Source organism: Erythrobacter dokdonensis DSW-74, from assembly GCF_001677335.1.
Taxonomy (GTDB): domain Bacteria; phylum Pseudomonadota; class Alphaproteobacteria; order Sphingomonadales; family Sphingomonadaceae; genus Erythrobacter; species Erythrobacter dokdonensis.
This window is the reverse complement of sequence record NZ_LZYB01000004.1, coordinates 287904-299651: the sequence shown is the minus strand read 5'-3', so window position 1 is coordinate 299651 and position 11748 is coordinate 287904. Positions and strand designations below refer to the sequence as shown.

8 protein-coding genes and 1 tRNA gene are annotated in these 11748 nt (G+C 66.9%); 6 read left to right on the top strand and 3 right to left on the bottom strand.

Features of this window, described 5'->3' with window-relative positions; genetic code table 11:
* The first annotated feature begins 197 nt into the window (after positions 1 to 197).
* Positions 198 to 1220: a LacI family DNA-binding transcriptional regulator gene (locus tag I603_RS10265; RefSeq protein WP_068864690.1), complete on the top strand. Its 1023-nt coding sequence runs from the start codon at positions 198 to 200 to the stop codon at positions 1218 to 1220.
* Positions 1221 to 1235: 15 nt separating this feature from the next.
* On the opposite strand, the gene I603_RS10260 is transcribed toward I603_RS10265, so the two are convergent.
* Positions 1236 to 3185, bottom strand: a complete 1950-nt coding sequence (locus tag I603_RS10260) for a TonB-dependent receptor plug domain-containing protein (protein ID WP_158093635.1) — start codon at positions 3183 to 3185, stop codon at positions 1236 to 1238.
* Positions 3186 to 3187: 2 nt separating this feature from the next.
* Complete coding sequence (locus I603_RS10255; protein WP_084440036.1) at positions 3188 to 6490, bottom strand: VPS10 domain-containing protein; 3303 nt, start codon at positions 6488 to 6490, stop codon at positions 3188 to 3190.
* 275 nt (positions 6491 to 6765) lie between these two features.
* Here I603_RS10255 and I603_RS10250 point away from each other — a divergent pair, with 275 nt between their 5' ends.
* The gene (locus tag I603_RS10250) at positions 6766 to 9192 is read left to right on the top strand and encodes a S9 family peptidase (RefSeq protein WP_068864828.1); all 2427 of its coding nucleotides are present in this window, start codon (positions 6766 to 6768) and stop codon (positions 9190 to 9192) included.
* A 14-nt stretch (positions 9193 to 9206) separates the two neighbouring features.
* Here I603_RS10250 and I603_RS10245 read toward each other — a convergent pair.
* Positions 9207 to 9283: transfer RNA gene (locus tag I603_RS10245), tRNA-Arg, on the bottom strand.
* 148 nt (positions 9284 to 9431) lie between these two features.
* Between I603_RS10245 and I603_RS10240 the strand changes: the two genes are divergently transcribed.
* Genes I603_RS10240 through I603_RS10225 form a run of 4 tightly spaced genes read left to right on the top strand, consistent with a single transcriptional unit; the run spans position 9432 to position 11654 of the window.
* Positions 9432 to 9812 carry a hypothetical protein gene (locus I603_RS10240; protein WP_068864684.1) on the top strand — a complete coding sequence of 127 codons (381 nt, stop codon included), beginning with the start codon at positions 9432 to 9434 and terminating at the stop codon, positions 9810 to 9812.
* 58 nt (positions 9813 to 9870) lie between these two features.
* Positions 9871 to 10386, top strand: a complete 516-nt coding sequence (locus I603_RS10235; protein ID WP_068864682.1) for an MmcB family DNA repair protein — start codon at positions 9871 to 9873, stop codon at positions 10384 to 10386.
* Positions 10387 to 10443: 57 nt separating this feature from the next.
* The gene (locus I603_RS10230; RefSeq protein WP_068864680.1) at positions 10444 to 11220 is read left to right on the top strand and encodes a sterol desaturase family protein; all 777 of its coding nucleotides are present in this window, start codon (positions 10444 to 10446) and stop codon (positions 11218 to 11220) included.
* Positions 11217 to 11654 carry a DUF2141 domain-containing protein gene (locus tag I603_RS10225; RefSeq protein WP_068864678.1) on the top strand — a complete coding sequence of 146 codons (438 nt, stop codon included), beginning with the start codon at positions 11217 to 11219 and terminating at the stop codon, positions 11652 to 11654. Before I603_RS10230 ends, I603_RS10225 begins: the two co-directional genes overlap by 4 nt.
* Positions 11655 to 11748 lie beyond the last annotated feature (94 nt).

Genomic DNA, 11748 nt, shown 5'->3' with positions numbered 1-11748 from the left:
TTTCTCGCCATTGTAACATTTCGGCCACGAGGATGGCTGCTTTGCAACAGCGCACAAGACGGGTGCGGGAATCACTCGTTGCGCGGGATTGGCGGCTTACAAAGTGCTTGCGTGATCGCTCACATTGCCATCAATTGTTCATCCGGCGCGCGCAAGGCGTTGTCCGGGTTGCAGAACGGGACAAGAGGTCCACGCCCTTGGGAAAAGGCATCACCATCGAGGATGTGGCCAGCGCCGCCGGCGTCTCGCGGCAGACCGTCTCGCGGGTGATGAATCAGAGCCCGCGGGTCAGCCCCGAGGCACGGACGCGGGTCGAACAGGCGATCGCCGCGCTCGGCTATGTACCCAGTCTTGCCGCACGCAGCATGGCCGGAGGGCGCAGCCGCCTGTTGCTGGCAGTGTTCGAGAGTCCCTCCCCCGAAACGCAGGCGACGCTCGGGCTCGACCGGCTGCTGCCGGCCGGCACGCTTGCGTGCAGCCCGCATGGTTATCGTCTGCTGCTGGAGCCGATAGCGCCGGAGAGCGCGCCTGCGGCGAGCGATGCGCAACTGGCAGCCACAATCGGCGCGGTGCAGCCTGACGGCGCGATATTGCTACCGCCGCTCGATAGCCGCGCCGACCTGCGCGCCGCGCTGGAAAGCCGCAAGGTGCCGGTACAGACCCTGCATGGCACGGGCGCGCCGGTCGAAAATCCGGGCGAGGCGGCAGCCCAGCACCTGCTTGACCGCGGCCACCGGCAGATCGGGTTCATCACCGGGCCGAGCGACCCGGGTCATGCGGAATATTGTCTGGCCGGATATCGCAGCGCGCTCGCTCGCAAGGGAAGCCGCGCCCACCGCCATTTCGTCGCCGAGGACCGGCCCGATCTTGGCGACGTGCTCGATCTGGCGCGGGCATGGCTGGTGCCGACCATTCGTCCGACCGCGATCATCACCATGCGTTCCGAAGCGGCGCTGGCGGTATTGCATGTGGCGCAAGCGCTCAAGCTGGCAGTGCCGCGCGATCTGTCGCTGATTGCGCTGGAGGATGATCCGGCCCTCGCCCGATCGCACCCTCCGGTCGCGGCGCTGCACGACCCCGCGCCCGACCGCTTTGCCGCAGCCTGCACGCGGATGATCACGGCACTGGAAAACAGGGACGCGCCCCGCAGCGATCCTCCCGTTTCGGCCATCACCCTGACCGAGCGCGCCAGCCTTGCCCGCGCACCGCGTGCGATCTGAAACCGCGCGTCGCGGCTAGTCGAACCGCAACCCGATACGCCACAACCGGCCGGGCAGAGGCAGACCGGCCTGCGGGAAGATCTGCGCATCGGTGAGATTGTCGACCGCCATGGTCAGGAACAACCGGTTCTCCCCCAACCGCGCCACCGGCACCGCAGCGCGCAGGGCCACTTCCGCCGCTGCGGGCAATGCCACCAGCAAGCCATCGGCATCGACATCGACCGCACCGCCTACCGCCCGCACCTCGGCACGCAGATCGAACCGGCCGGGGAGATTCCAGTCAAGCGCGGCCAGCGCCTCGTAGGACGGGCGCTGCGGCAGGCGCCGGAACGGCGCACTGCCCCTGTCGGCCCGGGCCCGCAGGGCGGTGGCGGAGAGTTCGAACCGGACCCGTTCGCCAAGATCATGCGACAGCAGCGCGTCGATGCCGTAGCTGGTAGCACCGCCCGGCAGGTTGAAACGCTGGCGGCGTCCGTCCGCGAGCACCCGCTGCGCCAGGGTATCTTGGGAACGGATCACGAAGGGATTGACCATCACCGTTGTCCCGGGGCGCTGCCAACGCCACTCGGCGTCGGCGAACCATGCCGCTTCGGGGCCAAGATCGGGGTTGAGAGCAAACCGCCCCAGCGCGACACCGAAAAGTTCGCGCGCAGTGGGAAAGCGGGTGCGCCGCCCGCCGCTGAGCGTCAGCGCCATGCCTTCCCCCAGATCGATTCCCAACCCCGCCGAGGCCGCACCTGCCGCGAATGCGGATTGCGGCGGCTTGTCTCCGGTGAGCGGTGTCTCCGCCCGGTCCCAGGCACCGCCCAGCGTCAGCTTCACGCCGGGCGCGAGGACTGCGTCCGCTTCCAGGCCGAGGCTGAGAAGGTTCTGACGAAACCGCAACCGCGCGCCCGCAGGTCCGGAGGGGAAAGCGGTATCGACCTGGGCATGGGTGCTCGATTGTGCCGAAGCCGCCCAGCGCAGGGTCAGCGGACCGGCGGGATGGGTCAGGGTGACGCGCCCGCCGATGGTGTCGTCCTCGTCCTGCTGCCGCGCTTCGAGATCGGCGTAACCGATGCTGGCATACTGGCCGATCCGCTGCCCGAACCACTGCCGCCAGCCGGTGACCTTCAGCGTGGCGCCCGCGTCCAGCGCGAGCGCGGCGTTCACCGTCGCCTGGGTCAATGCGATGTCGGGATAGCGCCAGTAACGCGGCCCTGCCTCGGGCGGGCGGTCGCCTTCGGGAGCGATGCCGCGCCGGGCCTCGAGATGCAGCAGCGAGGCGCGAAAGGCGAGGTTGCCGGCCTCGCCGCCAAGCGCTGCGAACAGGCTGCCTGCGTCCAGATCGGTATTGGTGCGGCGATTGCCCCGCGGCTGGCCGAAGGGAAGCGGGCCTGCCAGCGGCTCGGCGTCACGGGTGATGCCTCCGGCGGCGAGGATCGTGTCTACCCCGCCCAGCCGCTCGGCCAGCACCAGCGAGGCGCTGCCTGACCCAAGGCTTCCGGCTTCGACATGGGCAAAGTTGCCCTGACCGTATTGGCGGGTGGAGAAATCGACCACTCCTGCAACCGCATTGGCGCCATATTCGATCGGGGCAGCGCCCTTGACGACCCTCACCCCGCCCAGGAGGCCCGCCGGCAGCAGGCCCAGATCGACCCGTCCATCCCACGGCACGGCCAGCGGCGCACCATCGAGAAAGACCTGCGTCTGGCGTTCGTCCGCCCCGCGGATCCGGGCGATCGTCTCGCCACGCGAATTGGTGCGCACCGTCACCCCGGCGACCCCGCGCAGCACGTCGGCGGCGCTGCGCGGCTGGCGATCGATCAGCAGGCTGGGCGGCACCGTCACCTGCGGTGGCAGCGCGCGGCTCTCCCCTGCCGGAGCCGTGACGATGATCGCAGGCCATTCCGGTTCATCCGGTTCCCCGGCGAGCACCGGGGCGGCCAGCAGGACAAGCCCGCCAGCCGCCAGCCTTCCGGGCAATCTCACTCCGCTGCCGGGAGCGCCCCGCCCGGAACCCACGGTCCGCCCGCAGCGACAAGCTCGGCCTCGAAGGCCGGGATGGTCGCATCCACCAGCGCCGCCAGCCGATCACGCACGGCGGCGAAATCGGCGCGCGCATAGCCCAGCTGCTCGCGGTGTGTCTGGGTCGGCCCGTAGGTGGAGGCACCAAGCCCGCTCATGACCACGCCGAGCCGGCTGCGCACGGTCGGCTGGGTGCGCTCGAAGATCGCGTTGCGCGCCGGGTTGCCGTTGAGCAGTTCGTCGAGCGCGAAGACCTCGCCCCGGATCGACGCCAGCCGGTTGTCGAGCGCCGCCGGATCGCCGCCCGGAGTGCGCGTCACCGCGATGGCAAGCAGATCGACCTTGCGGCGCGCCTCGCCCAGCGTGGCGGCGAGCGCGGTTACCGACCGGTCGAATTCGGCGATCTCCGCCCAGAACTGGTGCGCGTCGGGCTGCTGCGGCAGCGCGCCATTGCGCAGCGGTTCGACCGTGAAGGGCTGCGGCCCGACCAGCTGCACCGTCTCTCCGCGCACCCGCTTCGACAGCTCGACCGTATACTGGCCCGGCGCCACGAGGAATCCGGTCGGCTCCTCGCCACCGCCCCGCACCGGGCGCGCGACGCCGGTATCGGGATAGCGCAGGTCCCAGTTGACGCGGTGGAAGCCCTTCTTCGCCGGACCCTTCAGCCGCCGCACGACATTGCCCGCCGCATCGCGCACGGTCAGCCAGATCGCCGGTTCGCTCTCCTGCAATTCGGCGGTAATCGTCTCGAATGGCGGGAAGGGAGTGTTGGCCCCGGTCTTCGTCGCCTCGCGCTCGCGCTTCTCGCGCATCGCCTTCAGGGAGGGGATATCCTCGGCGAGGTAATAGGTGAAGTTCGCACCGAAAGGCGGATTGGGCGCGCGGTAATAGCCGTGACCCTGTGAGCCGCCGGCGCTGAAGCCCAACGGGTGCTGTTCGATATACCACCACGCCTTGCGGCCGGGGAACAGCAGCGCCTCCTGCCTGAGGCTCGCCTCGTTCAGCGAGCGCAGCGGCGAGATATCATCGACGATGAAGAAGCCGCGCCCGAAGCTCGCTGCCACCAGATCATCCTCGCGCCGCTGGATGGTGAGATCGCGGAACGAGATGGTCGGCGCCTTGCCGGTCAGCTCGACCCACTTCGCCCCGCCATCGAGCGTGAAGAACAGCCCGAATTCGGTCGCGGTGAACAGCAGGTTGGGGTTCTTGTGATCCTGCACGATGCGCCACACGAGATGGCGATCGGGGATGTTGCCCTTGATGCTGGTCCAGGTCCGACCGCGATTGGTGCTCTTGTAGAGGAACGGCCGGTAATCGCCGTATTTGTGGTTATCGAGCGCGACATAGACCGTGTTCGGATCGAACAGGTCGGCGCGGATATCATTGACGAAGGCGCGCGAGGGAACGCCGGGGAGCGATGACACCTCGATCCGCCGCCAGTTGGCCCCGCCATCCTCGGTCACCTGGATCAGCCCGTCATCGGTGCCGACATAGAGCAGGTTTGCATCCTTGGGCGATTCCGCGATCGAGGTGATCGTGTTGTATTGCGACATCGCGTAGATATCCCAGCCGGCATCCCAGCCCCACTGGCGGCCCTGCACGGGCAGTTGCAGGCGGTTTTCGTTGCGGGTGAGGTCGGGCGAGATCGCGCGCCATGTGTCGCCGCGATCTTCCGAGCGCCACAGCCGCTGCGAGGCGTGGTAGATGCGGGTCGGCTGGTGCTGGCTGACGAAGATCGGCGCGTCCCAGTTGAAGCGCGCAATGTCGTCACCCGGCGCGGGCTGCGGCTGGATATGCACCACCTCGCCGGTGATCCGGTCGATCCGCGCAAGGTTCCCCTGCTGCCACGAGGCATACATGATGTCGGGATTGCCCGGCTCGGTCGCGGACTGGTGGCCGTCGGCAAACAGGGTGATGAACCAGTCGTCGTTGCGGATGCCATGGCGGTTGTCGGTGCGCGAGGGGCCGCCTTGCGAATTGTTGTCCTGCGTGCCGCCGTAGACATAGTAGAACGGCTCGGCATCATCGACCGCGACCTTGTAGAACTGGGTCACCGGCAGATTGTCGATGAAGCGCCACGTTTTCGTGTGATCGTAGCTTTCGTAAAGCCCGCCGTCCGATCCGAACAGGATGTAATCCGGATCATCGGGTCGGAAGGCCACGGCATGGTCATCGCCATGCTTCAGGTCATTGTTGAGATCGCTCCAGGTGCGCCCGCCGTCGTTGGAAATCTGCGAGGTGTTCGACATCATGTAGATGCGGTCGAAGTGGTGCGGGCTGGCGATCAGCTCCTGATAGTAATGCGGGCCGGTGCCGCCCCCGACCGCGTCGGACATCTTCTCCCAGCTCGCCCCGCGATTGGCCGAGCGCCACACGCCGCCCGCGCGCCGGTCAAGCTCGATCGCGGCATAGAGCACGTCGGGCTGCATCGGCGAGATGGTCAGCCCGATCTTGCCCATATTGCCCTTGGGCAGGCCGGTCTTGAGCTCGGTCCAGGTCTTGCCGCCATCCTCGGACTTCCACAGCCCGCTTTCCGGCCCGCCGCCCACATAGGCCGCAACGGTGCGCTGGTGCTGCCACATGGCGGCATAGAGCCGGTCGGGATTGCGCGGATCTATGACCAGATCGGTCGCGCCGGTCCACGGCCCTGCCTTGAGCACGTTTTCCCACGTCTTTCCGCCATCGGTGGTCATGAACACACCGCGCTCCCCGCCCGAAGACCACAGCGGGCCTTCGGCGGCGACCCAGACGGTGTCGGGATCCTCGGGGTGGACGATGATGCGGGCGATGTGTTCGGACTTGCCGAGGCCCATATTGGCCCAGGTCTTGCCGCCATCGGCGGACTTGTAGATCCCGTCGCCAAAGCCGAAATGCCGCCCGCCGCCGTTCTCGCCGGTGCCGATCCAGACGCGATTGGGATCGGATGGGTCGAGCCCGATCGAACCGATCGAATAGGCGCCCTGCCCGTCGAACAACGAGGTCCAGGTGGTGCCGGCATTCTCGGTCTTCCAGACACCGCCGGAACCCACCGCGACATACCAGGTGGCAGGTTGATCCTGCACGATGGCGATGTCGGCAATGCGCCCGCTCATCAGGGCGGGGCCGATATTGCGCAGCTCGAACGCGGCGAAGGTGCCGCTGGACAGTGCGGGCTGGTTACCCTCGTCCTCGCCCGATGTCGCACGGTCATCCTTCTGCGCGACCGCGCCCGACGCCAGACCAAGCGCCGCACCCAGCGCCAGAAGATTTCTCGCAAAGCCCATTCCAGCCCCCTGTCTGCAAGCCATTCTCCCCACTACACTAGCGCGAGACCGGAAACACAAGACCAGGATATGTCGCCGGTCGATGCCGGTTGGCACTTGGTCGTGCGGCAGCGCGTGTCGGCGAATGCCCGCAGCAGCAAGCCGAAAGCGACAAGGGCATGATTTAAAAAATGAAAGTTCGACTTCCATGCCTGGGCTAAGGCCCTGCTAAAAGGCTCCGCCGCTTGATCCGGTCCGATCCCTGCGCCATCAGCAGCGCAACAGGAGAGAAACTGATGCGCCGACCGATCCGCCTTGCCACCGCCATGGGGCTTGTCCTTGCCTGTGCAGCGCCGCTTGCGGCCGAAGACGACGGCTACCGCACCCCGCCCGCGGCAGTGGCCGACATCGTCACCCGCGCGCCCAGCCCGAGCGTGTCGGTCTCGCCCGACGGCACACAGCTCTTGCTGATCGAACGCGAAGCGCTGCCGCCGGTGGCAGACCTTGCCAAACCGATGCAGAAGCTGGCCGGCCTGCGGCTCGATGCGGCAACCAACGACCGCCACGGTCCGCGCGCGCTGGTGGGCCTTTCGCTGCAGGATATCGCCAGCGGCACGGTCCGTCCGGTTGCTCTGCCGGCCGACGCCGATCTTGCACACCTCGCCTGGTCCCCGGACGGCGCGAGGGTCGCCTTTACCAATACCCGCAGCGACGGCGTGGAGCTCCACGTGCTCGACACCGCTACGGGCGCGGCCCGCAGGATCATGGCCGGCGGCGTCAACCCGATCTTCCAGTCGCCGCGCTGGATGCCCGACGGTTCGCTGCTGGTGCTGGCGGTTCCGAAAGACCGGGGGGCGATGCCGGTTCGCTCGCTCACGCCGACAGGCCCGGCGATCCAGGTGGCAGCCGGCGGACAGGAAGCACAGACCCGCACCTATCAGGACCTGCTCCAGAACCCGCATGACGAGGCGATGTTCGCATGGCTGACCACCTCGCAGCCGATGGTGGTCGCGGCAGACGGGCGCAGAGCGAAAGCAGTCGGCGAACCGCGCATCTATACCTCGGTCATGCCCTCGCCCGACGGCAAGTACCTGCTGATGGAATGGATCGAGCAGCCGTTTTCCTATCAGGTCCCGTGGTCGCGCTTCCCGCGGGTGAGCGCAGTGTTCACGCCCGAAGGCAAGCTGGTGCAGGAAATCATCCGCCAGCCGCTCGCCGATGCCCTGCCGGTGCAGGGGGTGGTGACCGGCCCTCGCAACCTGCAGTGGCACCCGACCGAAGACGCGCTGCTGCTGTGGGTCGAGGCGCAGGACGGCGGCGACCCGCGCGTCAAAAGCGACAATCGCGACAACCTGATGGCCCTGGCCGCCCCATTTGCAGGCGCGGCACGGGTTCTGGCGCGGATGGAAGACCGGGCTGCGGGCATGATCGGGATCGAGGGGACGGATGATATCATCGCCGCCGATTACGACCGCGACACGCGCGAGGTACGCCAGACGCTGATCGACGTGACCGGCGGCGGCGCGGGGCGCCAGCTCTCCATCCGGAACGTGCAGGATGCCTATGGCGATCCGGGCAGCCCGCTTACCACCACCACGCCGCAAGGCTTCGAGGTCGCGCGCGAGGTCGACGGCAAGCTGCTGCTTTCGGGCCTCGGCGCGACGCCGGAGGGCTATCGCCCGTTCCTGCGCCGCTTCGATCTCGCCACGCTCGAGACCGAAGAGCTGTGGCGCAATGCGGGCGAGTCCATGGAGCGGGTGATCGACGTGCTGGCCGAGGACGGCAGCTCCTTCATCACCTACTACGAAAGCCCGACCAACCCGGGCAATGTCCGCCTGCAAAGTGGCGGCACCGCCCGCTTCCTGACCGATTTCCCCGATCCGCACCCCGAACTGACCGGGATCAAGCGCGAGCTCGTCACCTACAAGCGGGCCGACGGGGTCGACCTGACCGCGACGCTCTACCTGCCGCCGAGCTACAAGGACGGTGACAAGCTGCCGGTGGTGGTGTGGGCCTATCCGCTCGAATACAACGATGCGGCGACGGCCGGGCAGAACCGGGATTCGCCATGGCGCTTCACGCGGGTCGGGGGCTATTCGCACCTGTTCTTCCTGATGCAGGGCTATGCCGTGCTCGACCGGGCGGCGATGCCGGTGGTCGGCCCCGATCCCGAAACCGTCAACGACAGCTTTATCGAACAGATCGTCGCCAGCGCCCAGGCAGCAGTCGATTTCACCGTCGCGCGCGGGTTCGGCGACGGCGTGCGGGTGGGCGTGGGCGGCCACAGCTATGGTGCCTTCATGACCGCGCACCTGCTGGCACAGAGCGACATCTTCCGTGCCGGCATTGCCCGTTCGGGAGCCTATAACCGCACGCTCACGCCCTTCGGATTCCAGGCCGAGCGGCGGGTGTTCTGGGAGACGCCCGAGACCTATTACCGCCTCAGCCCGTTCATGGCAGCCGACAAGATCAACGAGCCGATCCTGTTCACCCATGGCGCCAACGACAGCAATTCGGGCACCTTCCCCGAACAGTCGGAACGCATGTTCTCCGCGGTCAAGGGCAATGGCGGGACGGCGCGGCTGGTCATGCTCCCGCACGAGGATCACGGTTACCGCGGTCGCGAATCCGTGCTGCACACGCTGCACGAGATGTTTGCGTGGTTCGATACCCACGTGAAAAACGCGAGCCCGCCGCAAGCATCGCCACCTGCGGCCCAGTGATGCGAGTGAAAAGCTGGCGCACCCGACAGGATTCGAACCTGTGACCTCTGCCTTCGGAGGGCAGCGCTCTATCCAGCTGAGCTACGGGTGCATGATGCCGCGAGCGCGATATCATCGCTTGCGGCGCGGCGCTTAGCAAGAGCGCCGGCGCGGCGCCACACAATTTGTCGGGTCAGGCCGCACTGGCAGGGAGCGGAGGTTTAACCAATCGGCAAGGAGCCGTCCGTAGCCTCGCAGGCATGGCCAGCCTTCCGCCCCAACCGATTCTCCCACGTGCCGAAGCCGAGCCGGCAGATGCGCCCGCGCTATCGGTGCTGGTCGGTCAGTGGGATGCGCTGCATGGGCAGGTGGCCCGGCTTGGCGCGATGGCACGGATCGCGCCCGAGACTGATCCGCCTGCATTCGGCACTCTCGTGGAGATCGCGCATCCCTGGCAAAGGTCGCTAGCCGCCCAGGGCCTGGACGATATTGCCGCGATGCTTGCCTCGGGCCTTGTCGCCCTCGCCACGCTGACGGCGCGGGGACAGGATACCAGCGCACCCGCGCTGGCACTCTGGCGCGAGTTCCATGCTGCCCGCGCAAGCATACTTGCCGCGCTTGAGGTGCCCGCACAGGCCTGATCGGGCGCACCATGGAAGTGCGCTTGACTGTGTTCGCATTCTGTTCCAGCTTGAGGCAATGCCGGAGACTGGTTCTTCCGCGCGCGATTCGTCGTTCGCCGCGCTTCCCCTTGACGCAACCGCTGCTGCGGGCGTGGCGCGCGGCATTTCGCGGCTGTTCGCCCGCAACGATATCTGGTGCCTGCCCGAGGTCCCGATCCGCAATGGCCGCCGCGCCGATCTGATGGGGATCGATGCCCGTGGTCGGGTCGTGATCGTCGAGATCAAGGTCGCGCGCGGCGATCTGCTGGGCGATGCCAAGTGGCAGGACTATCTCGATTTCTGTGACCGGTTCTACTGGGGCGTGCCTGCCGCGCTCGACCGTGCGCCGCTCGACACCGCCGCCTTCAGGCCCGAGACCTGCGGGGTGATCGTGGCAGACGGTTATGATGCGGAAATCCTGCGCCCGGCCGCACTTGAGCCGCTGGCGGCGGCGCGACGCAAGGTCGAAGTGGAGCGGCTGGCGCGGATCGCGATGCGGCGGCACACCGCGCTGCGCGATCCGCTGTGCAACGCACTCGATTCGTTGTCCTGAAGGCCTTCATCGATTGAGGCTGTCGCCCGGTCGCGATTTGCGCCATATCTCCCGGCAATGCTTCCGTCCGACCTGCCCGTTCCGCTCGCGCTGCTGATCGTCAGCCTGGCCGTCACTCTCATCGTCGCAATGCGCTATTTCGCCGCCAGCGGACTGTTCGCACTCGCCACGGCACGAATGCGTCCCGGCCTCTACGCCGGGCGAGGGGAGCAGATTGCACGCGAGATCCGCTGGTCGCTGCTATCGGCCGGCATCTATGGCGCTCCAGCAGGGATTGTCCTGTGGGGCTGGCGGCATCATGGCTGGACGCAGATCAGCACCGATATCGCCGCCTTGCCGTGGTGGTATCATCCGCTGTCCTTGCTGATCTATCTGTTCGTGCAGGACACCTGTTTTTACTGGAGCCATCGCTGGATGCACCAGCCGAAGTGGTTCCGGCTTGCCCACGCTGTCCACCATGCAAGCCGTCCGCCGACGGCATGGACGGCGATGAGCTTTCATCCGATCGAGGCGCTCACCGGAGCGGTGGTTGTCCCGGTGCTGGTGTTCTTCGTGCCGATCAACATCGCCGTGCTCGGCCTCGTTCTGACCATAGCCACGGTGATGGGGGTGACCAATCACATGGGCTGGGAGGTTTTCCCGCGCTGGCTTGTTCATTCGCGGTTGGGGGCCTGGCTGATAACCGCCAGCCATCACGAACGTCACCACGAGGAATACAAATGCAATTACGGGCTCTATTTCCGCTTCTGGGACAAGCTGTGCGGCACGGACAAGGGGCTGTCGCGGCGGATCGTCGCCGAAGCGGGACACGCGCCCGAAGCAGCGCTTTCATGAAAGGGGCCGGCCTCGCCCTGGCAAGCGCTTCCGCGATGCTCGCCGCCACCCCTGCGCTGGCAGGCGAGGTGGTCATCACTGTCACGGACCTGCGTTCGACCAAGGGCGTCGTGCGGGCCTGCATGACCACGCGCGAGGACATTTTTCCCAAATGCATCAAGGACCCCGGCTCGCACCGCACCACGGTGCCCGCCGGCGAGAACGTCGTGATCCGCTTTGCAGGAGTGAAACCTGGCGACTATGCGATCGCGTTGCTGCATGACGAGAATGACAACGGCAAGGCGGACCGGGCGCTGGGCATGATGCCCAAGGAAGGCTACGGATTTTCGCGCGACGCACCGGTCAAGATGGCCCCGCCCAAGTTCCGCGATGCGGTCTTTTCCCAGGGCGAAGGCACAAGTCGCCTGACGATCAGGATGCGCTATTTCCTGTAACCCCCGGGAACCGGATTCTCGGCTTCGACATCCCCGCCCGACTTAACGTGATGTTTACCACAAGCGGCCAGAACGGCCTCTGGTAATTGTTCAC

Excerpts from the sequence above, each read along its gene's own strand:
- I603_RS10255 (WP_084440036.1), bottom strand. The coding sequence starts at position 6,490 with ATGGGCTTTGCGAGAAATCTTCTGGCGCTGGGTGCGGCGCTTGGTCTG.
- I603_RS10250 (WP_068864828.1), top strand. The coding sequence starts at position 6,766 with ATGCGCCGACCGATCCGCCTTGCCACCGCCATGGGGCTTGTCCTTGCC.
- I603_RS10240 (WP_068864684.1), top strand. The coding sequence starts at position 9,432 with ATGGCCAGCCTTCCGCCCCAACCGATTCTCCCACGTGCCGAAGCCGAG.
- I603_RS10235 (WP_068864682.1), top strand. The coding sequence starts at position 9,871 with ATGCCGGAGACTGGTTCTTCCGCGCGCGATTCGTCGTTCGCCGCGCTT.
- I603_RS10230 (WP_068864680.1), top strand. The coding sequence starts at position 10,444 with ATGCTTCCGTCCGACCTGCCCGTTCCGCTCGCGCTGCTGATCGTCAGC.
- I603_RS10225 (WP_068864678.1), top strand. The coding sequence starts at position 11,217 with ATGAAAGGGGCCGGCCTCGCCCTGGCAAGCGCTTCCGCGATGCTCGCC.